The 25,340-nt window shown below is 41.1% G+C and carries 25 protein-coding genes; 11 read left to right on the top strand and 14 right to left on the bottom strand.

Annotation, left to right across the window (positions count from 1 at the left end; translation table 11 throughout):
- Positions 1 to 23: 23 nt before the first annotated feature.
- Positions 24 to 1,238 carry a beta-ketoacyl-ACP synthase I gene (gene fabB / locus KO530_RS19995; protein ID WP_216050212.1) on the bottom strand — a complete coding sequence of 405 codons (1,215 nt, stop codon included), beginning with the start codon at positions 1,236 to 1,238 and terminating at the stop codon, positions 24 to 26.
- Between the two features lie 210 nt (positions 1,239 to 1,448).
- Here fabB and mnmC point away from each other — a divergent pair, with 210 nt between their 5' ends.
- Entirely contained in the window at positions 1,449 to 3,473 is a 2,025-nt protein-coding gene (mnmC, locus tag KO530_RS19990) for a bifunctional tRNA (5-methylaminomethyl-2-thiouridine)(34)-methyltransferase MnmD/FAD-dependent 5-carboxymethylaminomethyl-2-thiouridine(34) oxidoreductase MnmC (RefSeq protein ID WP_216050211.1), read from the top strand.
- 16 nt (positions 3,474 to 3,489) lie between these two features.
- Here the strand turns inward: mnmC and KO530_RS22260 are convergent, their stop codons facing one another.
- The 6 genes from KO530_RS22260 to KO530_RS19960 all read right to left on the bottom strand — a co-directional run bounded on the left by KO530_RS22260 (position 3,490) and on the right by KO530_RS19960 (position 7,887).
- Complete coding sequence (locus KO530_RS22260) at positions 3,490 to 4,224, bottom strand: FlgO family outer membrane protein (protein ID WP_216050210.1); 735 nt, start codon at positions 4,222 to 4,224, stop codon at positions 3,490 to 3,492.
- Positions 4,225 to 4,228: 4 nt separating this feature from the next.
- Positions 4,229 to 4,981, bottom strand: coding sequence for a FlgO family outer membrane protein (locus KO530_RS19980; RefSeq protein ID WP_303501152.1), 753 nt, complete (start codon positions 4,979 to 4,981; stop codon positions 4,229 to 4,231).
- 15 nt (positions 4,982 to 4,996) lie between these two features.
- Positions 4,997 to 5,617, bottom strand: a complete 621-nt coding sequence (locus KO530_RS19975; RefSeq protein WP_216050209.1) for a FlgO family outer membrane protein — start codon at positions 5,615 to 5,617, stop codon at positions 4,997 to 4,999.
- Positions 5,618 to 5,895: 278 nt separating this feature from the next.
- On the bottom strand, positions 5,896 to 6,177 hold the full coding sequence (locus KO530_RS19970; protein WP_216050208.1) for a YfcL family protein: 282 nt from the start codon (positions 6,175 to 6,177) through the stop codon (positions 5,896 to 5,898).
- Between the two features lie 40 nt (positions 6,178 to 6,217).
- On the bottom strand, positions 6,218 to 7,348 hold the full coding sequence (locus KO530_RS19965; protein WP_216050207.1) for an ATP-NAD kinase family protein: 1,131 nt from the start codon (positions 7,346 to 7,348) through the stop codon (positions 6,218 to 6,220).
- Positions 7,345 to 7,887, bottom strand: a complete 543-nt coding sequence (locus KO530_RS19960) for an elongation factor P hydroxylase (protein ID WP_216050206.1) — start codon at positions 7,885 to 7,887, stop codon at positions 7,345 to 7,347. The genes KO530_RS19965 and KO530_RS19960 overlap by 4 nt, the downstream gene beginning before the upstream one ends.
- Before the next feature lie 167 nt (positions 7,888 to 8,054).
- On the opposite strand from KO530_RS19960, the gene KO530_RS19955 reads away from it, so the two are divergent.
- From KO530_RS19955 to KO530_RS19940, 4 genes are all read left to right on the top strand, one after another.
- Positions 8,055 to 8,807, top strand: coding sequence for a CBM9 family sugar-binding protein (locus KO530_RS19955; RefSeq protein ID WP_252729375.1), 753 nt, complete (start codon positions 8,055 to 8,057; stop codon positions 8,805 to 8,807).
- A 7-nt stretch (positions 8,808 to 8,814) separates the two neighbouring features.
- Positions 8,815 to 9,516 carry an FFLEELY motif protein gene (locus KO530_RS19950; protein WP_216050205.1) on the top strand — a complete coding sequence of 234 codons (702 nt, stop codon included), beginning with the start codon at positions 8,815 to 8,817 and terminating at the stop codon, positions 9,514 to 9,516.
- Positions 9,517 to 9,623: 107 nt separating this feature from the next.
- The gene (locus KO530_RS19945) at positions 9,624 to 10,031 is read left to right on the top strand and encodes an acyl-CoA thioesterase (RefSeq protein WP_252729404.1); all 408 of its coding nucleotides are present in this window, start codon (positions 9,624 to 9,626) and stop codon (positions 10,029 to 10,031) included.
- 24 nt (positions 10,032 to 10,055) lie between these two features.
- Positions 10,056 to 11,219, top strand: coding sequence for a retropepsin-like aspartic protease family protein (locus tag KO530_RS19940; protein ID WP_216050204.1), 1,164 nt, complete (start codon positions 10,056 to 10,058; stop codon positions 11,217 to 11,219).
- Positions 11,220 to 11,225: 6 nt separating this feature from the next.
- Here KO530_RS19940 and KO530_RS19935 read toward each other — a convergent pair whose 3' ends face one another.
- From KO530_RS19935 to prmB, 4 genes are all read right to left on the bottom strand, one after another.
- Positions 11,226 to 12,029 (bottom strand): hypothetical protein, encoded by an 804-nt coding sequence (locus tag KO530_RS19935; RefSeq protein ID WP_216050203.1) that lies wholly within the window; start codon positions 12,027 to 12,029, stop codon positions 11,226 to 11,228.
- Positions 12,030 to 12,182: 153 nt separating this feature from the next.
- Positions 12,183 to 13,316, bottom strand: a complete 1,134-nt coding sequence (locus tag KO530_RS19930; RefSeq protein WP_216050431.1) for an MFS transporter — start codon at positions 13,314 to 13,316, stop codon at positions 12,183 to 12,185.
- A 59-nt stretch (positions 13,317 to 13,375) separates the two neighbouring features.
- On the bottom strand, positions 13,376 to 14,473 hold the full coding sequence (gene aroC / locus KO530_RS19925) for a chorismate synthase (protein ID WP_216050202.1): 1,098 nt from the start codon (positions 14,471 to 14,473) through the stop codon (positions 13,376 to 13,378).
- Positions 14,474 to 14,493: 20 nt separating this feature from the next.
- Positions 14,494 to 15,435, bottom strand: coding sequence for a 50S ribosomal protein L3 N(5)-glutamine methyltransferase (gene prmB / locus KO530_RS19920; RefSeq protein WP_216050201.1), 942 nt, complete (start codon positions 15,433 to 15,435; stop codon positions 14,494 to 14,496).
- Positions 15,436 to 15,532: 97 nt separating this feature from the next.
- Between prmB and smrB the strand changes: the two genes are divergently transcribed.
- Entirely contained in the window at positions 15,533 to 16,135 is a 603-nt protein-coding gene (gene smrB / locus KO530_RS19915; RefSeq protein ID WP_216050200.1) for an endonuclease SmrB, read from the top strand.
- A 453-nt stretch (positions 16,136 to 16,588) separates the two neighbouring features.
- Entirely contained in the window at positions 16,589 to 17,317 is a 729-nt protein-coding gene (locus KO530_RS19910) for an NAD(P)-binding domain-containing protein (RefSeq protein WP_216050199.1), read from the top strand.
- An 18-nt stretch (positions 17,318 to 17,335) separates the two neighbouring features.
- Here KO530_RS19910 and KO530_RS19905 read toward each other — a convergent pair whose 3' ends face one another.
- The 3 genes from KO530_RS19905 to KO530_RS19895 form a co-directional block, all read right to left on the bottom strand.
- Entirely contained in the window at positions 17,336 to 17,977 is a 642-nt protein-coding gene (locus KO530_RS19905) for a hypothetical protein (protein ID WP_216050198.1), read from the bottom strand.
- A 104-nt stretch (positions 17,978 to 18,081) separates the two neighbouring features.
- The gene (gene gshA / locus KO530_RS19900; protein WP_436792311.1) at positions 18,082 to 19,686 is read right to left on the bottom strand and encodes a glutamate--cysteine ligase; all 1,605 of its coding nucleotides are present in this window, start codon (positions 19,684 to 19,686) and stop codon (positions 18,082 to 18,084) included.
- Positions 19,687 to 19,820: 134 nt separating this feature from the next.
- Positions 19,821 to 22,667 (bottom strand): M16 family metallopeptidase, encoded by a 2,847-nt coding sequence (locus KO530_RS19895; protein ID WP_216050429.1) that lies wholly within the window; start codon positions 22,665 to 22,667, stop codon positions 19,821 to 19,823.
- A gap of 137 nt (positions 22,668 to 22,804) precedes the next feature.
- Here KO530_RS19895 and KO530_RS19890 point away from each other — a divergent pair, with 137 nt between their 5' ends.
- The 4 genes from KO530_RS19890 to KO530_RS19875 are packed head-to-tail and all read left to right on the top strand — an operon-like array spanning position 22,805 to position 25,337.
- Entirely contained in the window at positions 22,805 to 23,365 is a 561-nt protein-coding gene (locus tag KO530_RS19890; RefSeq protein ID WP_216050197.1) for an Hpt domain-containing protein, read from the top strand.
- 21 nt (positions 23,366 to 23,386) lie between these two features.
- Entirely contained in the window at positions 23,387 to 24,088 is a 702-nt protein-coding gene (locus KO530_RS19885; protein ID WP_216050196.1) for a TIGR01621 family pseudouridine synthase, read from the top strand.
- A complete protein-coding gene (locus KO530_RS19880) occupies positions 24,085 to 24,453 on the top strand; it encodes a VanZ family protein (RefSeq protein WP_216050195.1) in 369 nt (122 codons plus the stop codon). The genes KO530_RS19885 and KO530_RS19880 overlap by 4 nt, the downstream gene beginning before the upstream one ends.
- Entirely contained in the window at positions 24,453 to 25,337 is an 885-nt protein-coding gene (locus KO530_RS19875; RefSeq protein WP_216050194.1) for a ketopantoate reductase family protein, read from the top strand. The genes KO530_RS19880 and KO530_RS19875 overlap by 1 nt, the downstream gene beginning before the upstream one ends.
- Positions 25,338 to 25,340: the final 3 nt, after the last annotated feature.

Genomic DNA, 25,340 nt, shown 5'->3' with positions numbered 1-25,340 from the left:
CACCCTGCTCATTATACAAATCATTAAGCTTCGTATTTTTTCAAAACTAATGTGGCGTTAGTACCACCAAAACCAAAACTATTCGACATAATAGTATTGAGCTTAGCTTCTCGTGGTGAAGTCACCACATCTAACCCCTCAGCGGCTGCGTCCAAATTATCAATATTAATAGATGGTGCAATGAAGTCATTTTCCATCATCAAAATACTGTAAATAGTTTCGTTAACCCCCGCTGCACCTAGCGCGTGACCAGTCATAGACTTAGTTGAGCTAATTGCTGGGCTTTTACCACCAAACACTTCTTGAATGGCTGCTAATTCCTTAACATCACCCACTGGTGTAGAGGTACCGTGAGTATTTAGATAATCGATTGGTGTATCGACATCTTGCATTGCCATTTTCATACAACGCACTGCGCCTTCACCTGAAGGGGCTACCATATCCACACCATCAGAAGTGGCACCATAGCCTACAACTTCAGCGTAAATTTTAGCGCCACGGGCCAAAGCATGTTCAAGTTCTTCAACCACGACCATGCCACCACCGCCAGAGCTGACAAAACCATCGCGGTCAGCATCATAGGTGCGTGACGCGACTGACGGATTGTCATTATATTTAGATGACAATGCACCCATAGCGTCAAACTGCACGGATAAGGTCCAGTGAAGTTCTTCACCACCACCAGCAAACACAACATCTTGTTTGTTTAATTGAATCAACTCTAACGCGTTACCAATACAATGGGCACTGGTAGCACAGGCTGAAGCAATTGAGTAATTAATCCCTTTGATCTTAAATGGCGTTGCCAAGCATGCAGAAACAGTACTAGCCATCGACTTGGTAACCATATAAGGACCAACGCGCTTAACCCCTTTCTCACGCAAAATATCAGCAGCATCAACCTGACTTTTAGACGATGCGCCGCCAGAACCAGCAATAATACCAGTTCGAATGTTAGACACTTGATCTTCAGGCAAACCTGAATCTTCAACAGCTTGCTGCATTGCAATGTATGCATAAGCCGCTGCGTCACCCATGAAGCGTAACTGTTTACGATCTATGTGCTCTTTAAAATCAATATCTACCTTTCCCCAGACCTGTGAACGCAGACCCATTTCCGCGAACTCATCTGAAAAGGTGATGCCTGAACGACCTTGTTGCAAAGATTCCAGAACTTCTTGCTGGTTATTACCTATGCTAGAAACAATGCCGATACCTGTTATGACTGCTCTTCTCATTTTTCACCTTTTTTACGATTTAGTCGAAAAATTTTTCGCATATAATAATGATTTTACAGACTTAACTGGTCTGCTCTTCTGCTAAATGAAATAATGTATTCAGTAATGCTAGCATGTGAATTACTAAGTTACCTAAAAATCACTATTTTAAACACAATTAAAATTAAATTTAGTTATCTCAACAATTCAAAGATGAATTAAGGACACCCGTTGACTATCAAACCTGCCAAAATTGTATATAACTCAGATGGTACTCCCGTGGCAGAAGATTTCGACGATGTGTATTTCTCTAATCACAATGGCTTAGAAGAAAGTCGATACGTTTTTTTGAAAAACAATCAATTGCCGGAAAGTTGGACAACACACAGTCAAAGAAGTTTTGTAATTGCTGAGACTGGTTTCGGCACCGGTTTAAATTTTTTGGCCACTTGGCAGCTATTCGAACAATTTTCCCTTCATTCAGAAAAATCTGAACCTTTGTGTTTACACTTTATAAGTTGTGAAAAATTTCCAATACCCAAAGCTGATTTAATCACTGCTTTAGATAAATGGCCAGAACTAAAACAGTACGCTACGCAACTAATTGACCAATACCCGGATTTGGTTGCTGGTTGCCATCGTATGAGCTTTGCCCAAGGGAAAGTTATCCTAGACCTTTGGTTAGGAGAAGCTACCGAGGTTTTTTCAAGTATGCACAATCAACCTCAAGGTCTCGTAGACGCTTGGTTTTTAGATGGATTTGCACCGAGTAAAAATCCTCAGATGTGGAACTCTGATCTCTATCAACAAATGGCAAGGCTGAGCAAACAAGGGGCTAGCTTTGCCACTTTCACCGCTGCTGGAATTGTTAAGCGAGGTTTAGCCGAACAAGGGTTTGAAGTAAAAAAGGTCAAAGGGTTTGGGCGCAAACGGGACATGTTAGTGGGTCAGTTTAACCAGGCTGGCGTTAATCGCCGATCTAGTCGCTATTTCCAACGCCATGGTATGCAACTCACGTCAGCAAAAAAACGCTCCATTGGCATCGTGGGAGGCGGCATAGCTGCTGCGAATTTAGCCCTATCACTTATCCAAAAAGGATTTCAAGTGACAGTCATGTGTAAGGACGCTAAATTGGCCCAAGGCGCTTCAGGTAACCCCCAAGGCGGTTTTTATCCACAGCTCAACGCAGAAGCGAATATTTCCAGCCGTATTCAAGCATTATCGTTTGGTTTTGCCTGTCGTCGATACCGACAACTGCTAAACCAAGGCTACCAATACGCTCACCAATGGTGTGGCGTATTGCAAGTGGGATTTAATCCTGCGGTACTAAAGCGCCAGCAAAACCTATTGCAAAATGGCATTTGGCCAGACACTTTAATAAATTACAGTGATGAGCAAAACTCCACTCTCGTCTCCGGCCTAGACTTGCCCTACGAAGGATTATTTATTCAACAAGGGGGATGGTTAAGTCCACCAGATTTAGTCAATGCAATGTTTAAATGGGCACAAGAGCAAGGTCATTGCGACATTCTATTAGATGCAGAAGTCTCACAAATTACTAAACAAGACGAGCAATGGGTTGTAGACCTTCCTGAGAAGTATCACAGTCAGTGTAAGACATTTGATGGGTTAATTATTGCCACAGGCTCTGATATTCCACATTTTTCGTACTGTGATGCAATTCCTTTCCAGTTAGTAAGAGGACAGGTTGAAGCAATTCCAACCCAACCACCGTTGGATAATCTGCGAACAGTTTTATGCCACAAAGGTTACATGACACCTGCTTTGGATGGGTTTCATGCTTTAGGGTCCACCTATGTCAAACAAGATACTAGTCAGGTTTATAGAGAAAAAGAACAAGCTAGTAATTTAGACATGCACAAAAAAGCCTTAGCAAAAACCAGTTGGGCAGAAGGTATTTATGCACAAGAAACAGGACGGGCGGCGATTCGCTGTTCCTTACCAGATCACCTTCCAGCAGTAGGTGCAGCGTTTGAATCCAGTCAACAAGCACAGCAATTTAAGCATTTATACAAAGCGTTACCCATTGAGCATTATGAAGATGCAAAGGATTTAGGAGGATTATTTATTTTTGCAGGTTTAGGCTCAAGAGGATTAACCACCGCCCCTTTACTGTCAGAGCTATTGGCATCGCAGATTAGTAATGAACCACTCCCAATGGCTAATCAGTTGCTCGATGCGCTTAATCCAAATCGGTTTTTAATTAAAAATTTAATCAGGCGGATTTACGATTAAATTGAAAGTTTAGAGCTTATTCGCCGACTAAAACATATTCCGGCAGCAAGGATTTCACAACAAAATTGGGGATAAGTACCGAAGCACTAGAAACCACAATTTTAGAATCCATGGAGATAATTCTCGCATTCACACGAACTCCCTTTTCATTGCGAACCAAGGTACCTGACAAGATAAAATCTAGCCCTAACTGGTTGGACAATTTTCGCGCATCACGGCTAAACACCATGTCTCCGTTGGCCCCAACACCTATGTAATCGGTAGTTTTAAAATCGATTACTTGCACACCAAACCCTTGCACTTCTACAATCAACATTTCAGCCAATTGATTGCCTAGTACGCTAGTGTGTTTTAACGTATTGTCGAAGTTTACAAAAGATGCAATCCCCACTTTACTTTGGGTGTCTAATTGTCGGCCATTTCTGACCAGCTCCATAGTCAACTGCTCAGCATAGTCAGCTAGAGATTTGTGGGTGTACGCGGGTTGATACAAGGAGTTAGGGGCACGATAAATTGCCCTAGACTGCTGCTCACTTTGCAAATTTGAATCCTTCATCCGCTGCCTCGAGTCAGCACGATAAACCAATCCAGTGTCAGGATCTGGAGACATATCGACCTTTACAGCAGGTGCTTCGGGAGGAGGTTCAGGAGTCGAGAACCAGTTAGCAAATGCATTTTCAGTCGAAGCACAGCCGCTTATCAACAAGCATGTGCAAGTCAATAAAACTGGAATATTTTTAATGCACTTCACGGCTCTATTCCCCTTGGGTTAATTGCACACCATCAACCATATTGTGTTCACTTGGTAATAAAGCATCTACCACGTAAAACGGCATCAGCATTTGTGCACTTGCCACCACGGCTTTACTTTTTAAACCAAGTATCCGTGCATTAACAATGTATCCACCTTGATGCTTAGTCAAAGTACCCGTTAGGATATATTCGATTGGAGATTGCTCTGTTAACTCTAAAAAATCTCTGCTTAGCAAAAAGTCTCCATGTTCGGTAACACGAATATATTCAGTGGCTTTGAAATCAATCACGGGAATCCGAAATTTGTGCAATTCATGCATAAAAGACTCGGTGAGTTGAAATCCTAAAAGGTTACTTCTTTGCAGGTTACTGTCGATTAGCGCAAAATTAGTCACTCCAACGGGAGTTTTATCGGTTATGTACTCCATGTTAGAAATCAAATCTTGGGTCATGTTTTGCACATAATCTCCAACATGTTTTGTTACCATGCGCGCACTAGTACCGCTGCCATTACCGTAAAGCGCGTCTGCCTGTTCACTGCCATATAAATCTGGCTGTGACGAGGTTGATGACTTTGTATTGTCAGTAGATTGCATAGCAGGATCAGCAACAATATTGACTACCTGCATTTGCGGTGTCATTTCCGTTTTAGAGTTATTCTCAGGCTTTTGTGAGTCTGACTCTCCAAATAAAGAAAAGCTTGAACAACCTGACATAAGTAAGGTGGCAGTGAATAATAATATTAGTTTAGTCACTTAAGACTCCTTTATTTAAGAACCTGTGCGATAAATCATGCCACCTCTCATGGTGACTTTTTCTCTTTGCCAAAACAGTTCTGCAGGAAAAAATTTAGTTGCCGAAGCCACAACATCTTTAGTTTCCACGTGAATAATTCTCGCATTTACGATAGCCCCTTCTTGCTGTTCGGTAATAGTACCGGCAATATAAAAGTCTACATTTTGCAATGGCGCCAATCGAGAAACGTCACGACTTAAGGCGTATTCTGCTTCTTTCGTTACTAATATATCGTTTGTAATCTTATAGTCTTGAGTAATAAATCCACGACGACTCGCTTCAGTGACCATTCCTTCCGATAATTGATGCCCTAAAAGCATCAACGGATGCTGATAAGTTTTATCAAATTGCAGATTGGTCACAGGCACAAAGCTCACCACAGCATAGCGATAATCGCGATTGGCGGTCACACCTGCAAACAATTCATTGGCGAGTATTGACGTGTGATATTCAATGTTGCCAAGTGCCGGTAAAGATTCTTCATATTGCATTTTTGGCTGATTTTCAGAATCCGACATAGAAGAACAGCCTGTCAAACACAAAGCTAGAATCGTCCATACACAGCCATGCAGTTTTTGTTTTTTTAGAATCTTCACACTCTACTCTCTTGGTCTTGGGCATTCAGCCATCAATTATCTCAACAATAGATGATGAGATATTTTTCATCATCCATTGTTAACATGCGCAAAGACATGCTGGTTAATAGGCTCAAAAGCAAATATTAAGCCATTTCATAAATGGCCGTGTATCACACTCAATTCAGCTATATATGATGTATGTTTGGTAAGATAATCTAAAAAAACGGCAATGAATCACCTTTTAGCGGCAAAGTTTAGGCGAAATCGAAGGTGGTTAACCAAGAATTTGATGAGTATTAAGCGCTTTTCAAGATGGACTGCCACAACATCAACACTTTTTGCTGATCCTCTGGTTCCAGCTCCTTTTGCTCAAAGGCGCTGTTTAAGTTTTCAGATAACAAGGTATCTAAGGTTTCGATATTGGCTTGCTCACTGCTTAGCGCTTGACTGACAACGAGTGAAAAGTGGCCATGCAAATAACCAGCAATAAAAAGTTCGTCATCGGTGCCTGTTTCCACCACTCCATCTAACTGAGATTCGGCTTGTTGAATAAAGTTTTCTAATTGCTGGTGCGACACTACGATAACTTCCTATTGATAATGATAAATATTGTAATTTTTAAGTTTCTGCAATTGGATATAAAACCTGGTCACGATAACCGGTTATCACCGGAATTAACCCTGATAACTGGGCATCCAACTTAGTATCCCCTGAGTCACTAATTAATGGCCGACCTTGCAAAGATTGCAGTTTAGTCTTAGTGGCGACTATATTGATATTTTGACGTCCGATAGTATTGACTACTTGCGGACTAAGTTGTTGATTTCCTCGTCCAAAGATATGTCCTTGACCACCGATTAATGTGATCACCAGTTTGCTGGGTTTATCCTTAATGAATTCTAAAATATCTTGTTCAGTTGCATCTTGATGGACTAATTGCTGGTCGATCACTATATCAACGCCCAACAGAGTGTTTTCCAGTCCTAACTCATGCATGATGGCGGCTACTGTTGACCCCGACCCCATCACGAATACAGTCTCGGGCAAATCTTGCATCAAATCTATAATCTGCGCGGCAATATCAGTTAACACTAACTCTTCTGATTCCTTGCCGCCCATTTTAACAGCTTGAACATAACGCAACTCAGTGGGGACTCGCATTTCGCCATAATATCGTGCACTCACTCGGCCTTGGCGAAACTGCTCCTCGTCGATATCTTTCACTTCAGCTTCACTCAAACTGACGATTTCCCCTTGAATCAACATATTCACAACCCGACCGGCAGATTTAGGTGTGATGGCGTAAACACCAGAATGAATTTTACAGCCTGCGGGCACGCCTAACACTGCGACGTTATCAGCAACAGTGTCATAAATATTACGGGCAGTTCCATCGCCTCCAGCGAACAGTATTAGATCCACATTAACATCGAGCAAACAAGCGGCGGCCTGTTGGCTATCAAACGCCTCTGTTTGAGAGGTTTCTGGTGTATATATTACTTGGGTGTTAAACCCCATTGAACGGCTTAGGTCTTCGCCCATTTCTCCTGCTGCCGTGTAGATAGTCAGATTTTCTTTGTGCGTTAATAATTCTTCCAGTGCTAACTTTGTTTTTGCATTGGCGCGTTTTTCAGCCCCCATTGCCAGTGCTTTTGCTCGGATTTCGGGGCCATCACTGCCTTTTAACGCCAGCGCGCCACCGATTCCCGCATAAGGATTGATAACCAGACCTAATTTAAAATGTCTCATGCGCTTAATCTATTTGAGTGGCAATGAGAAACAATAATGGATTGCAAAGAAACCTGATAAAACGAACACAGCGCCTCAATCATCACCAGCGCCCTTGGTGGAAAACCATGTTGCTGATAGTACTCTAGTTGTAGACGCACTTTTTGTTGAAATGCAGCTCTGTCAGGCTGAACACCATTTAAATTGTCCGTACTGACCTGGAAGGGGAAATTCGCGGCTAAGCTGAACGCCCACTCAATTGCTTGAGGTTTTATTTCAACTTGTTCGAATGCTAGTTGCTGCTGTTCGTCACGACCATCTGGACAGTACCAATAGCCATAATCTTCTAGTAGTCGCCTTTGCTTACCCGCAATGCACCAGTGGGCTATTTCATGCAAACCACTGGCAAAAAAACCATTGGCAAAAACTACCTGATGATAGTCAACCTGTTCGTTGGCGGGCAAATAAATCGGCTCACTTTCCCCTTTAATTAACCGCGTATTCTCGCTTTTTTCGAAGCACTGATTAAATATGTCAATTAAGTCACGATAGTGATGCACAAATTATCCGAAACAAGGTTGCAATTTAGAGGGCTATTGTAACCAATTGCAACTGGGTAACTCAACCACCATCAACGCTTGTCTTCAATTGATGTATTTAGTTATTGTTATAAAAGCTGGTTTAAGACAAGCTAGCACTTAAGGTTAATAACTTAACAGGAATGAATATGAATATACTTCGCATGAAAATTTTCGCGCTAAGCACAATCGTTTTATTCTTTTCATTGATTTTCAGTGGACGGGTTTCTGCTATCGATGTAGTCGCCACCGCCACTCCTCCGATCATTGATGGCGAAAACAATGAAGCTCAATGGCAAAAAGCGAAATGGTTGCCAATTGACCAAGTCATTATGGGCGGTCCGTTAAGTAAACAAGACTTCCAAGGTCAGTACCGATTGCTGTGGGACGCCAACAAGCTTTATTTACAAGTTGAAATCGTCGACGACCGCTTAGTCGATTTTAATGCCGATCCCTTGGATAAATATTGGGATGACGATACCTTAGAAATATTTTTGGACGAAGACGCATCAGGCGGTAATCATCAGTATTCTTATAACGCGTTTGCTTACCACATCGCTTTAGATAACCAAGTTGTTGATATAACGCCAGAGCGTACTTTTGCGCTGTTCAATGATCACATAGAGAGTCGCTGGAAAAGAGACGTCAATGCACCTCATAAAATTATTTGGGAAGCAGCAATTTCGCTCTATGCAGATGATTTTGATCCAACCAAGTCTAACTCTCCTGTGAGTTTAACTGCCGGTAAAAAGGTCGGCTTCATGCTGGCCTACTGCGATAACGACAACAGTGAAGTTCGCGAGCACTTCATTGGCTCAAAAGATGTTGAAGCAGTAAATGGCGACAAAAACCGGGGTTGGATAGATGCCAGCGTGTTTGATACTTTAATTTTGAGTGAATAAGAAAGTTATGAGTTTAATTTTGGATAATATTATCCAACACCTTCACCATGCCAACGATATGCATGAGCATACCATTGAGGCTAATCTGACTGAGCCGTTACGGGAGTTGCAACATTGGCAAACCAAACGGCTTTTAGCTACCCATCACGATTTATGGGAAAGCAAACGTTTTCGTCCCGCAATGAGTTTCTTCATTGATGAATTATACGGGCCGCAGGACTTCAGCCAACGGGATCAAGAGTTAGCCAGAGTCGTACCCAAAATGGCCAAGATAATCCCCAAACAAGCTTTAGAATCTTTAGAGGCTGCCCTACGCTTGAATAGTTTATCCTTGGAATTGGATATAGCCCTAACAGAACAATTATCGACAACGCCTGTTTCTCGAGAAAGTTATGCTCAAGCCTACTTAAAATGTGACAACGAAGCTATGCGTGAAGAGCAAATAGTGCTACTTGAAAGGTTAGGCGTGGATTTAGCCGACGTGGTAAAAATTAAAGGTATTTCAACCTTATTAATGTTGTCGCGTAAGCCTGCTAAAATGGCTGGAGTGGAAAGTCTTCATACATTTCTTGAGTCCGGATTTAAATCCTTCAAAAAACTCGGTAATGTGGATGAGTTTATTCAACCAATTATTACTCGAGAGCGGGCTTTAAAAAATGCGCTTTTTGCCCAACAACGTCCCAATCCCCTGCCCGATGTTGAGGTGTAATCATGTCACACGAGTCGATGATAGATAAAATTGAGACGCAAAAAACGGCGAACAATCAAACTGCTTATCAAGATAATTTCCAATGGCAGTTACCTTCTCCACACATTATGAAATGGATTATTGCCCCCGAGCAAATCGACCACTATAACCATGTAAATAATGTTGCCTATGTTTCGCAATTGGAGCGAGTATCTTGGTCACACTCGATGTCTTTAGGTTTGGATATTGGCATATATCAGCAATTAGACAGAGGTATGGCAATTAGTAAACATGTGATTGAATACCATGCTGCGGCCTTATTAGGTGATCATTTGCTGTGTGCAACTTGGGTAACAAAGTGTGATGGAAAATTAAAACTGTCTCGTCGATTTCAGTTTATTCGTGAATCGGATGGGGTCACTGTATTGACGGCTCAAACGGACTTCGTGTGCATCGCTTTATCGTCAGGAAAACCCAAACGTATGCCCATTGAATTTAGCGAGACATATGGCAACGTATGTTTATCCAGTGAATAAATTGTATTTAAGGGCCACTGAGCAATGAGCAAATATTGGGCTATTTTTGGTTTGTTATGCTTAGGGATTTCGGTGTCTTTGAATGTGTTTTTCTGGCATCAATTAACATCAGCGGAATCCACTGCCAACACGAATAATAGACCACAAAAGCAACAACCGTTTAGCGCCAATAACCGCAATGCAAGCAGCGATCCTTTGCTTGTTTCCGGTAGTGGAACTGCGGAACAACAACCCCTTGATCAAACAATCAATACGAACAAAAACAGTCAATATCAAAAAGCCATCTATTGGATTAAGCAGCAACTGGCCGCTGGCGAATTGGTAGATGCTAAAGAGGCGATACAAGCTTATTTGCGCAATCAACCACAAAATATTGATTACTTATTGCTAGAAGGACAACTGATTGCCAAAACGGCCTCCACGAGCGAAGTATTGGCCCACTATTATGGGTTGCTAGACTTGCCCTTAGAAACTGAGCAAAAAGCCCAAGTACTTGCACTGATTACCGATCTGACCAACACTAATATTAATAAACTCAAAGGCATTCGTTCTTGGGATGTACTGGCTACATTTCTTGAGCCGCTGTGGCAATTTGACCCAACTCGACGCTCCATTATTGTCGCACTTGCTGAAGCCTATGCTTATCAAAATCAGGAATTTCTGATGGAAAATGTGTTGGCATCTTTACAACAAGGTGATTTAGATGCTGCGCGAATACGGCAAATCTTAGGACAACAAACGACCGTCATCAATCACTCAGATCCTATTCAAGAGAAGGATCCACTGGCTGAAGACTATGAACGTAATATTAAATTGCGTTCTTTGGGTGATCATTACACTACCCCAATAATGATTGGCAGAAGCACCCACGAATTAATGCTGGATACAGGCGCAACAACAACGGTACTGACCTCGGAAGCATTCGATAAAATCTCCAGAAGGACGAGTTGGGAATATGTAGGAACCTATAAAATAAATACCGCTGGCGGTCTTTTTGATGCGCCAGTTTATCAAATCAAGCAAGTATTTTTTGCCGGTTTTCGACTGGATAATGTCGCGGTCGTGGTGTTACCTATGCCAGAATTCAGCTATGCTGACGGTCTTCTTGGTATGAACATTCTACGCCAATTCGACTTTAAGATTGACCAACAAAATGATCTATTGCTTTTAAACAGAACCAGTTCTTAGTTCAGGTTAAAAGGTAATATCTATTTCAGGTTGCTGTTGCTCTAATTCGAAATGTTCAATTTTGTTTTGAATTGCAAAATTTCGCAGGGTGAGTGTTATTCCCTGCCCCTTCATATTGCCACTAGATGGCTGAAAGGAACACAAGCTCAATAACTCTTCAAACTCATTAAGTGGCCAAAAGTAGCACTGTCTAAATCCAGTTAACAACAGTGCGTGCCCTGTATCTGTTTCCACGAAATGGGTTTTAGGGGTGACTTGCAAGTACTTGAAATACCCTTTGATTAAATCTGCGATTTCGGCTTTATGAGGTAACTTTGCAACAAAGGCGCTTAACCTGACTTTATCCCCCTTGTCCTGGGTCATCTCTTGTACTTGCTTAAAACTCATAGGTTGACCGTATTTTATAATCGCTTGATCTACGGTTTTATTGTAAACCGGCAAAATATCGAGATAGCGACTGGCAATCCGATAGGTCAGAGATACCTGATTCACAAAACCAAGATCTTTATCAAATAGTAACGATAGTGTTTGCAGAAGCTCGGATTCTAAATACGCTTGCCTAAAAATAATGTCTACTTTTTCACTGCGATTTCCACCAGAGATATATTGTACTTCGCCATTTTTGTTAATCAGATTAAGAGCTTGGCCCAATACATTATCGCCAATTCTGACATCACGAAGATCCATTTGCGAATGGACATTGAGATTAAGATTACTGTCAAAACGAGTTAAGCTGGACAGATTTTTATCATCTTGAGCAAAGACGTTTGAAACTAAAAGTGTACAGGCTATACAGATACTTCTAAGCATAATTAAACTTCACACTCTGGCTTGGTTGTAAAATCAGTGATTTTAAATTTGTAAATAGAGTATATACCCAAGTGAGGTCAAAATGCAGGTTTGTGTGCAGGCGGTTACTTGTGCGCAGTTAACTCAAGAATGTGATTGGCTGAAGAATTGAAATCAGTACGACATTTTTCTAGCACTAATTGCCAACAAGAAAAAAGCCGCTAGTAAGGCTGTAATGGCAGAGAAAATAAAGGCGTTGTAAGAACCAGCCCCTTGTTGCCACAAGTATCCAGATACGTAATTGCCCGCTGCCCCACCAAACCCGAATGCGATGCTGATATACAGCGCCTGTCCACGACTTTGGTATGCCTGTCCAAAATAGTCGTGGATGAATTTTATTGAAGCCGCATGATGCATACCAAAACTAAATGCATGTATGATTTGACTTGAAATAAGTATCCACAGGTATTCTGCTGCAACGGCTAACACATACCAACGAACCGCAGTTAGCCCAATACTGATAAATAAAATCCATTTAAGTCCAAATATTTTAATTAATTTTCCGGCCAGCAAAAAGATTACTATTTCTGCAGCAACAGCCAAAGCCAACAATAGGCCGGTGGTTTGGCCGCTGTAGCCTAAATCACGAGTATATAATGCAAAAAATCCGTAATAGGTTGCAAAACTAACTTGTAAAAAAATCGCACTGAGCATAAATAATATAAAAGGTATGGTGCTCGCTTTACGCCATATACTGCCTTGCGCAGGCGCACTTTTAACTGAACTGCGACCTTCGTAAATAAACAAAGTAGAAAAGAATAAACACAACAAAACCGCTGCGCTTACATAAATAGGGGCTTCTGATGAGCTAATGTCAATGGCTTTACCGGTAATGATGGTTAAGATGATAAAACCAACGCTTCCCCACAACCGAATACGACTGTAACGACTTGGATCACTGGCTACGCAATTGAGTGTTAATACTTCAAGCTGAGGCAAAACCGCAGTCCAAAACATCATCATTAAAGCAAATGCTAAAGTTAATCCCCAAAAACCATCCAGCCAAAACACCAGACAAAATGTTGCAACCGTGAGTAAACTACCTAAGCGTAAGATAGCTAGGCCTTTGCCTGATTTATCGGCCATCGAAGCCCAGAGATTGGGGCCTAGAATACGAGCAATTGTGATAAGCGCGAACAATTCGCCAATTTGTTGCGAACTGAAGCCTCGGCCATCCAAAAAAACACCCAAGTAAGGCACCAGAACACCCAACTGCCCAAAGTAGAGCAGATAGGTAATCGCCAACAAGATTAAATTTATTTTAGAATTTGCTTGCTTAACAGAGGAACTGGCTCCGGGCAATGGTGTTACGCCTGCCCGGGAATGATAGGAGTGATAGAACTGACATCTGCATTTTGTCCACGGTGCCGCAGTAAATGATCCATTAAAACAATGGCCATCATAGCTTCAGCGATAGGCACAGCGCGGATTCCTACGCATGGATCGTGTCGACCTCTGGTGATAATTTCCGCCGCTTCTCCGTGAATATCTACCGAATCGCCAGGAACGCTGATGCTAGATGTGGGTTTTAGCGCCAAATGCACTATCACATCTTGACCAGACGAAATGCCACCCAATATGCCACCAGCACGATTGGATTTAAACCCTTGCGGGGTGATCTCATCGCGATGTTCACTTCCCTTTTGCTCTACTACATCAAAGCCATCGCCCACCTCAACGCCTTTCACTGCATTGATGCCCATCATAGCCGACGCCAAATCCGCATCTAAACGATCAAATATTGGCTCACCTAATCCAACCGGCATATTTTTCGCGACAACTGAGACCTTAGCGCCAATGGAATCACCCTGTTTGATTAGATCTCGCATATATTCGTCGAGCGCATCCAACTTTGAGGCATCTGGACAGAAAAACGCATTAGTATTGGTCACGCTTTGATCAACACTATCAATTTTTATTGGCCCTAATTGTGACAAATAGCCATGTATTTCTATGCCATGCATTTGCTTCAGGTACTTCTTAGCAATACCGCCCGCGGCCACACGAATAGCTGTTTCACGAGCAGAAGAACGGCCACCGCCTCGATAGTCACGTAACCCATACTTTTGCTGGTAAGTATAGTCAGCATGTCCAGGACGAAAGGTATCTTTAATTTTTGAGTAGTCTTGACTACGCTGATTTGTATTATTGATTAATAAACCAATACTCGTGCCCGTAGTTTTACCTTCAAATACACCGGACAAAATTTGCACTTCGTCGCCTTCTCGTCTTGCCGTGGTGTAGCGCGATGTGCCGGGTTTGCGACGATCCAAATCTATTTGTAAATCTTCTTCGCTAATTTCAAGGTTAGGTGGGCAACCATCCACTACTCCACCGATCGCGATACCGTGACTTTCACCGAATGTGGTTACGGTAAACAGCTTACCAAATGTATTTCCAGCCATATTTATTTCAATTCCTAACGTTAACTATGTGTAGCCCAATATGCTTTAAGCTTAGCTTGGTTAATAGCGAACACGCCACTTCCGCCGTGTTCAAATTCGACCCATTGAATATCTAAATCTGGGTACTTATGGTTCATATGCACTTCACTATTACCCACTTCCACGAACAACCAACCATTGGGATTTAAATGCTCTACTGCTTGACGGAGTATGTGATCAACCAACTCTAATCCATCATCACCGGCGGCTAAGCCAAGTTCTGGTTCGTGCTGAAATTCATCTGGCAAATCAGCCATATCTTCGGCATCGACGTATGGCGGATTACTAACAATCAAATCGTATTTTTGGCCTTGCAGTGCATTCATTAAATCTGACTTAATTGGAAAAACTTGTTCATTCAGAGCATGCTCTTGAATATTAATTTCGGCAACTTCCAACGCATCCTCACTGATATCAACGGCGTCTACTTGCGCTTCTGAAAATTCATAAGCCAATGCAATCGCAATACATGCACTGCCTGTGCATAAATCAAGAATATGTTGTGGTTCAGTCTTTAACCACGTAGAAAAGTGTTGATTAATCAATTCAGCGAAAGGAGAACGGGGTACTAACACACGCTCATCCACATAAAAGGGCAATCCGCAGAACCAAGCTTGATTGGTCAAATAGGCTACAGGCACTTTTTCAGTAATACGCCTTTTTACCAATGCCAAAACCTGATTCTTTTCAGCCGTTGTCAGCGTTGATTGCAGCAACATACGTATATCTTCTTCGGGCATATTTTGCGGTAAATGTAACACTTGAAGAGCAAGGGTAAGTGCTTCGCTCCAGGCATTATCAGTACCATGGCCAAAATATAAATCTGCTTGATTAAATTGGCTCATGGACCATCTTACTATATCCAAAATGGAGGTAAGTTCAGTTGCCGTGCTTTCCAAATCAATGGAGTCAATTGATGTCATATAAAATGGTCTTATTTAAGATGTTTAGTGCCAGTCAGTATTTTGCTATGCTTCAAACAAAATTGCCTGTCGAATTACGCATAAACCATAACAAAATATGAAAAAGCAGCCCAACAACCCACTTAAAACGTTATCTGTAGCATCGGTTAAACCAGTCGAGCCAGATGACCATTCACTGTTTAGAGGTGAATTTAAGGATGTTGCGCCAATTAAGCAGGACAAAATAACGCCTCCGCGTCCTTCCAGCAAGCAGATTTCGCATTTACAGCTTAAAAAGCAGCAAGAAAACCGCGAAACGAAACAAGCAATGGCGTCATTTCATTTTTCAGATGGGTTTGAAGCCTACTTTTCTGAGCAAGGACCACTGAAATATATAAAACCGGGAAAACCGAGTTATGAAGTAAAACGACTGCGACGGGGAGAATACCCACCGGATTTAATTCTGGATTTACACGGACTTACCAGAGAAAATGCAAAATTGGAGATAGCGGCATTGATTGTTGCGGCCAAGAAACAAAATGCGCACTGTGTTTGCATTGTTCATGGTCTTGGCTCACTGATTTTAAAAAACGCCGTGCCCAATTGGCTGGTTCAACATCCCGATGTCGAAGGTTTTCACCAAGCACCATTAGAATGGGGTGGCAAAGGCGCACTTTTAGTCTTAATCGAGCAACCTGAGTCGTTTAAAGATTTATACTGACTCGGCAAACAAACTTGAACCTCTGTTACTTTAGCTCAAAAAGCCGTGTTTTATAAATCCTGATTAGTATTGTGTAAAAACAAGTAAGTGTAATAAACACAAATTCCAACCACTACAGATAAACCTAATAGTGAGCCCCAAACGACAGGATCTTTTATTAATAATTCAAACATGTCTTTTTCCTCATAGCGATGTAATTTGATTAACTAATTTATGAGCTAAGTATAAGATCGAAGGAAAAAGTCGAACTGATCTGGATCAACAAATTAACCCATAATTTGGGAGCCTTTACATGAAGTGTCTGCAAAAAGCATCACTCAGAACTTTCAAAAACCAAAGACATTCCATAAACCATTGATACATCTACACTTTTAAACATTGGAATGAATTATGCGATATATTAAATACCGATTCTAAACATACGTTTTTAAAGTACTAAGTAGGTAATTTATCATGTATCACTCACTCCAAAGCCAAGCAAGAACACGCCCTATCTACAATTACAGACACCCAGCGACCTCCCCTATAAACTCTGCTGTCAGTTCGCAGAACGAACGTATTAGTGTAGTGGGTATCGGTTTGATGGGGAGTCTACTCAGTGTTTCTTTTGCCAACAATGATCATAAAGTGATTGCGGTTGATATGGATTCTCGCAAAGTAAATGGTATCAACCAAAATCATTCACCCATTCAAGACGCCGAATTAGAAGCCGCTATAGTATCAGCGCGAAACAAGCGTAATTTGATTGCAACTAGCGATTTGCATAATGCAATTTTGCAAACAGAAGTGACCTTAGTCTGTATTGGGAAAATCGATTCAAAGGAATCAACTGTAGCCAAAAATATAGAAACTGTTTGCCAGCAAATTGGCGCAACCTTGGCAATCAAAGGTCAGTATCACTTGGTTGTGATTCATAGCAACTTGGAAACAACGAGTTGTGAGCAGCACTTAAAACCGATCATAGAGAAGTGGTCAAACAAGCGCTGTGGTAAAGATTTTGGTTTGTGCTATTTGCCCTTATATGTTGCTCACAAAAGCCAATATTCAACAGCCAAAATACATGATGGTATTTTGCAAGGCGCCCACGACAATAAAAGTGCAAATGCCGCTTCCAGGTTATTTTCCACCTTAGATATCGGATTGAAAAATGTGGGGGTCGCTGCAAGCCTGAATTCAGATTAAAAAATGAAACACCCAGAGTTAGTCAAATAACTTCCAAAACCAGCTTTTGTCTAACTCGGCTTCACATTTTTTAAGTTGAGTCGCGTAGCGCAGAGAACGGGCGTTGACCTTTTTAGCGACTTTTACTAACCAAGCTTTTTTATTGTAGGTACGCCTTTTGTAGCCCCCCCAACCTTCATGGTAGTTCAGGTATTGCGCGTACGCGTCCCACTTGGAAATCCCATTCACTTTATAGGTTTTAGAAATAAACCATCCCATAAAATCAATGGCATCATCAAAATCGTCGCGATCTGCACCGCTATTATTAGTTTCTCTAATGTAGTCAGACCAAGTAGGCGTCTTTGCTTGAGAATAACCATAAGCGCTACTTATTCTTCCCCAAGGAATTAAACCAAAAAATACGTAATCTCTGGGCGGCAATGCATCGTGCCTAAAGGAACTCTCCTGATACATCATCGCCATAGGAACATGTATGGGTACGCCCCATTTTTCATTCATATCTTTAGCAGCGTCGTACCAATGATCTTTTTCTTCGAAAATATTACAAATATTGCTGATATTTTTGGGAGGGGTGGTGCTACAGCCCACAAAAAATAAAGATATCGTAGCGATAAAGAAAGTTTTTATAAAAAAACTAGGAATTTTTGTGAACTTTCTCATTACTACTGACTCTATACCTGTGTGTGTTTAAGTTATTGTGTGTTTTCCCTGGTAGTAGTTTAATGCCTGACCTAGAGTCAGGCATTTTTTTGCCTACAATTTAGTTACTTGGCTAAATAATTACTCTGAGGAGCGGCAAAATAATCCTTCAAAAAATCTTCAAAAGACACAGTGTCTTCTTTTTCCTTTTGTTTTTGTATCGCAATGGAGTCTTTAGCCTGTTGTTCAAATGATGCTTTGGAATACACCTTATAATCAGCAGACATAAGCTCGTCACGATACTTCTGTGCAAGCTCTACACCGAATCGACCATTATCTTTGTTTTGGGTAATCAACATGTCCAACAACTGTGCAGAAGGCGTTAAGGAGGGATCCGCAACCTTTTGCTTTTGTTGTTCAAGGGCTTGAGTATAAAGCGTACAATTATTAGCTTCATCTAATACAGCGGCAACTTGTGCCATTTCTGCGAACAGCTTTTCTGTCCATTGAGGAATAGATTTGGCTACAGAATCATCACTTAATTTCAATTCTGGATCTCTACCATTCACCACTACCGCTTTTAGATTAGACTCGGTTTCAGCGTATTGTTGCTGGGTCATAAAATCACTTGGGGCAATGAGACAATAGGTTAGGAATACATCCAAGAAATAAAACTGCTCTTTCGCGATACCGATGTCACTAAACGGGTTCACATCAAGGGCTCGAACTTCAATATAATTAACGCCTCTTTTCGCTAATGCATCCGTAGGTTTCTCTAGCGGCAAGGTTGGTTGTTTAGGACGAATTGGAGAATAAAGCTCGTTTTCAATTTGCAATACATTGCTGTTGAGTTGGCGATACTCTTCACCTTCTTTGGTCTCAAATTCGGCATATTTTTCCGAAGGTGTATTAATCGCTTTGCGCACCGATGAAATATAACTGTCCATTTGGTTGTAGCAGATATTCAAACCCGATTGTTCTGAGTTGGTATATCCTAGATCACTCATTCTTAAAGACGTCGCATAAGGCAAATACATAGTTCCCTTAGCCAAATGCTGAAACGGTAAATTTGTTTTTTTACCACGAATAAAAGAACCACAAATAGCTGGCGAAGCACCAAATAAAAAGGGGATTAACCAACAAAAACGTCGATAATTTCTTATCATTGCAAAATATGCATCTGAAATACTGTGTTTGTCGGCTTTAGTCCCATCAAGGTTAGCTAACCATTGCTGCCAAAACTCTGTCGACAACGAAAAGTTAAAATGCACCCCTGCGATGGCTTGCATCATACTACCGTAACGATTTTTTAATCCAACCCGATAGAGACTCTTCATTTTTGCGACGTTCGAGCTACCATAATTAGCAATAGGAATATTGTCTTCACCATTAATAAAACACGGCATACTCATTGGCCACAAACGTTCATCTCCAATATTTTCCATCACATATTTGTGAACATCACGGAGTTGTTCGATAGTAACATTGGGATCAGACTCTGGTGGTGTAATAAATTCAAGCAGAGACTCAGAAAAATCGGTGGTGATAAAATCATGGGTTAACGCTGACCCTAATTTTTCATTATGGGGAGTTTGCGCTAGGCCTCCATCGGCATTAATTCTCAGAGTTTCACGCTCTACACCATGTTTGATTTGAGGTAAAGTAGCACGCACTTCTGGGCGTTGAAGGATCGCTAACCGATCAGTAAAAGACATTGAACTGGACGTCAAAATACATTCCTAATGAAAAATCGAATTTTAAAGGTGGGGAAAAATATCTGATTTTCAAGCAAAAATCGCCAAATATCGACTAAATACATATTCCCTCCCCCCTATTTTAAAGTTAAAACAAATAATAACAAATATTATTCAGAAACGTGTATTTCAACAATTTCACGGCCTAATTTAGTTAATTGCGGTTTAACCTTTTTAGCATCAGCCACTACAATAACTTGCATACGGTTAATATCAAGCAAAGAACGCGCTAAGCTATTTAACTCTGCCAATGTGATATTCTCAATTACTTCGCCTTGTTTATCGCGATACTCGCGCTCTAGGTCATAAGTTAATAAGTGATTTAAAAAGTTCGCTTTACTAAATGGGGTTTCGTAGCTCAACGCATCTGCTTGCGTGTATGCACTGCGCATAGACAACAATTCAGCTTCGGTCATACCGCTTTTACTAAAGGTATCTATTTCTGTGAGAATTTCCACGATACTGTCACCCGTATTCTCTTGCTTCACATCCGCTGAAGCTTGAAAACGCCCTAAGGTTTTGCCACCAATAAAGCGACTTGAAGCACCATAGGTGTAACCTTTATCTTCACGTAAATTTAGATTAATACGACTGTTAAACATGCCCCCTAATGGGTAGTTCATTAGCTTACTTTTAAACTGTTTTCCGCTAGCGTCATAAGGTAACGCAAGTTCAACAACGCGCACTACAGACTGCGCCGAATCAGGTTTATCAACGAGGTAAATTTTACCTTCATTGTGCTTAGGAAATGTCTGGTACTCAGGAATTTGATAAGGCGCTCCTTGCCAGTCAATTAAAAACTGAATATCGTTGGCAATCTGCTGTTGTTCGATATCTCCCACGATGACCAAATTAGCCATTGCTGGCGAATAGTATTGCTGATAGAAAGCCTTAACATCGTTAAGTTCAATATTGCTTAAGGTGGTCAAATTACCCGAGTCAGGTAAGCTAATACGATTATCCTGCCCATACAATAAAGTATCAGTGGCACGCGCCGCCAACACTGACGGATTTTTTAATTGTTGCTGCAACTGTTGCGCTAAATTTTGTTTGATACGCTCAAAATCTTCAGGCAAAAACGCAGGCTTAAACAATTTTTCTTTTAATAGTGCCAGTGTTTTATCTAAATTATGCACTAAAGAATTAACGCGAATTTGTGTATATCGCCCACCTGCGCTGAAGCTAATCTGGCTACCCAGCAATGCCAGCTCATTAGCCATTTGTTCATTTGACATTGTGGTGGTGGATTCATTCATCATTTCAGCAGTAAAGCTGGCTAATCCGGCTTTTTCTATTGGATCAAGCAATGGGCCGCCTTCTAAACTCAATAAAAGTGTGACTGTGGGTGTTTCATCCGTGCTGTGGGTCAACATTTCAATCCCATTGGCAAATTGAGTACGTTGATACTCAGGCACCTTCACCGTAGGGTTTGGACCAGCCTTGGGCATAATCGAGCGGTCAAAATTATCATTTATCACCTCAGCGGTGACTTTTTGGTTGACCGTAGTAGTGGTAATTTGACGTTCTGGTAACTCAAAATTCTGTGGTTTTGCGACCAATTCAGTTTGTCCAACGGGCACAATACTCAATACAACCTTGGCTTTACCTTTAATGTACTGGCGATAAACGCGCATAACATCTTGTGCAGTGACATTGTTGTATCGATCAAGATCATATTGAACTAAATCTGGCTTAGCGTCGAAGATCTCATTTGCTGCTAGCGTAGAGACTTTGCCTGAAACACTCTGTAAACCGAAAATGGTCGAAGATTCGATGCTTGCTTTGGTTCTAGCTAAATCATCTTCACTGACACCGCGTGATTCAAACTCGACCAAAGACTCTTCAATGCGCTTTTGCAAATCAGATAGCTTTGTGGACTTAGCTGGGTTAGCTAAGGCAATTAATTGAAATTCGCAGGAAAGTTCTCTGCAAGGATGAGAAACCATTGCTTGAACAGCATGGTTATCTTTCACTAAGTTTTTGTAAAACAGTGAAGTTTTACCACCACCTAAAATATCAGACAGCACGTCCAATGGTGCTTCATCAGGGTGTCTGACATACACGGTTGGAAATGTTAATTGAATAAGCGGTAAATAGACCTGGTCTTCGATTGTGACGTAACGGTCGTTTTCCAGTGTCACCGCCACTTTCTCTGGCGCTTCTACTGCTGGTCCTGCAGGTATGCTACCAAAATATTTTTTAACCCAGGCCAAGGTTTTGTTTGTATCAATGTCTCCGCCTATGGTTAACACCGCATTATTTGGTCCATACCAGCGTTTGAAAAATGCTTTTAAGTCATCCACGGTTACGCGGTCAAGATCTTCGACGTAGCCAATGGTAGACCAAGAATACGGGTGGCCTACGGGATATAAAGTTTCACTGTTGCGCTCACTTCTCAATCCGTAAGGTTGGTTGTCGTAACTTTGTCCACGTTCATTTTTAACAGTTTCACGTTGGATTTCGAACTTCTCTTGGGTGACAGTATCGAGTAAAAACCCCATACGGTCAGATTCTAACCAAAGCACTTTTTCCAATTGATTGGCCGGCACAGTTTCATAATAGTTAGTTCTGTCACTATTGGTTGAGCCATTCATACTGCCGCCAGCTTCAGTGATGATCTTAAAATGTTCATCATCCGCCACGTTCTTAGAACCTTGAAACATCATGTGTTCAAAAAAGTGTGCGAAACCGGATTTTCCAATCTCTTCTCTAGCAGAGCCAACATGGTAAGTAACGTCAACATGGACCAATGGATCGGAATGGTCTTCGTGCAACACTACGGTGAGACCATTATCTAACTTATATTTACTAAAAGGGATGGAAACATCGCCATCTTGGTTAGCTAAGTGTTGTTCAACTAGTTGTACACCAGCGGGTAAATTATCGATAAATACTTGCGGTTTAGATTGATTATCAGTGGAACATCCAGCGAGAAGTAAAGTCACACTTCCCAACATCAAAACGAGTCTCTTCACAATACTGCCTTATATTAATATGCTATTCGTGATTTTTTGTTTAACTATGTGTATTAAGTCTACCTTGATGGTACAAATAAAGTAATATGTTGTTAGAAAATGTGTACGATGGGAATGAAATGAATAAAAAAGAACAAATTATTGATTTAGATTTTGCTGTTTCTCAGCTAAGTGGCAATCAATCATTACTGATTAAATTACTGTTGAAGTTCAACGATCAATATCAAAACTTAGGGCAAGAGTTAGTTGTTTTAAAAGAAAAAAACGATCTCAAAGCCTACAAGGAAGTTATTCATACGGTAAAAGGGGTATCCGGTAACTTGGGTCTAAACGCGTTGCATTTTGCATCTAAAAAGTTGGAAACATCAGTTATCAATCAAAACGATTTTACTGAACTTGAAGAAAATTTTGTTAATCAACTCAACGCCACTGTGAATAAAATTAACAGTTTAGCCAACGACGAAAACGCCTCTGCGGATACGGGTGCAGAACAAGCGGACAAAAGTAGTCAAAGTATATTAATTGAGATGTTAGAAAATAACGAATTCATTACCCCTGATAAGCTAAACTCCTTGCTCGCTGACTGCGCGATTTCCGAAATGGAGAAACAAGCATTGCACAATGCGATTGGTGACTTAGATTACGAAGAAGCCCTCAGCGTAATAAATAAAAACAGCTAATTTACTCACGGCATTAGATAGATGAAGACAATTCCCATTGTGTTTGAAAATGACGATTTTGTCATTGTAAATAAGCCTGACGGTGTAGCTGTTCAAAATGAACAGTTGCAATCAGGTATTCTGCCGTACATTCAAAAACAATTGCAGTTAGACAAATTGTGGCTGGTTCACAGATTAGATAAAGTCACATCAGGTTTGCTTCTATTAGCTAAAAACGCCAGCGCAGCAAGTCGATTAAGTCAGTATTTTGCTGAGCGTAAAATTCAAAAATATTATTTAGCGATCAGTGACAAAAAGCCCAAGAAAAAACAGGGGGCAGTGATCGGCGACATGCATAAAATACGTGATGGGAAGTGGGCCTTAAAAACATCGCTGCATCAACCAGCCGCAGGACAATTTTTTAGTGCCGGTCTAGGTAATGGGCTACGTTTGTTTGTAATCAAACCCCATACCGGTAAAACCCATCAAATTAGAGTCATGTTAAAAAGCTTAAGCAGTCCAATTCTCGGTGATAATACTTATGCTGGGACCGAATCTGAGCGTACTTACCTGCACGCATACGGACTAGCCTTCGAGGATTGTGGACAACAAATTCAGATAAGCTGCATGCCAGTCTCAGGACAACACTTTACAATTCCAACTGACAATCAAAAAGCCGTAGCTTTGTTGTCTCCATGGGACTTAGTTTGGCCTAAATTAACCATTAAAAAGTCGAACAAATGATTAACAGCTATATTCGACATCCAATTGGCGTTTTGATCGCTGTGTCGATTTTTCTCACGTTTTCCATTGCCATGGTGATCCCAGTCGAATACATACCCGTTGATACCCGGTACGACAAAATACAACACGCCTGCGTTTTTCTCATTTTAACCTGCTCAATCTCAGCATGTTTGCGTATTAATCATTGGTTTATTGGAATTTTCCTAGCAATATTGGCAATAGCAAGTGAGTGTATTCAAGACTTGATACCTTACCGCAGCGGCAGTTGGGAAGATCTCTATGCTGATATTATTGGTATTTCTGTAGCGTGCCTAATTATCGAAATAGCCATTCGGATTTATCAAGCGTGGCGGAGCGGGGTTTAATGCTGACTATAGTAGGCAATGGTGCAATAGGTAACTTATTGGCCTTGCAATGCCACCACTTGCAATTTGATTATCGTATTGTAGTGCGCAATCAATCGCCATCAGAAATACGTTGCCAGACTGTACATCAACAAGAAATACTGCGCCCAGTTTATCAGCGTAGCAGTGATACTATTGAGCAAGGCTTATTCATTTTGCCACTCAAGGCCTATCAAATCATTCCAGCTATCGGGCAATTTAAGTCGCAATTGAGCGCTGAGGTCCCGTTGGTTTTGTTGCACAATGGGATGGTGGATCATGCACAGATTTTGGAGTTGTTACCAAACAATCCGATTTTAGTTGCGACCACGAGTTATGGAGCATTTAAACCCCAGTATGATGGCTTAAATGTAACAGGAATAGGTGCAACTCAAGCTGGATGGTTAAGAAACAGCGACGATAACTTGGGTTACCAACAAGTATTTGAAAAGCTATTGCCGCCCTGCAGTTGGCATAAAGATATTTTACAGATTTTGTGGCGAAAATTAGCGGTAAACTCAGTGATTAATCCACTTACCGCGATTCATAACGTTGCCAATGGTGAATTAGCTAAACAACCATATCGCAGCACAATTATGGGTGTCACTAAGGAAATTTCGACGCTCATGAATGCTGTAAATTTAGCGGTAACACAGCAGGAATTGTTCGCTAATTGTATGGCAATTATTGAAAAAACAGCAGGCAATTATTCTTCAATGCATCAAGATGTGCAGTATAAACGCAAAACAGAAATTGAAAATATTAGTGGCTATGTGGTTAGCCAAGGAAAACAATTATCGATACCAGTGCCATTCAACAACGAGTTGTTTGAGCAGGTCAAAAAAATAGAGACTTATTACCTTTAAATA

It is taken from the genome of Aliiglaciecola lipolytica, from assembly GCF_018860635.1.
Taxonomy (GTDB): Bacteria; Pseudomonadota; Gammaproteobacteria; order Enterobacterales; family Alteromonadaceae; genus Aliiglaciecola; species Aliiglaciecola lipolytica_A.
The sequence above is the reverse complement of the archived record's forward strand: the minus strand, read 5'-3'. Positions and strand labels throughout refer to the sequence as shown.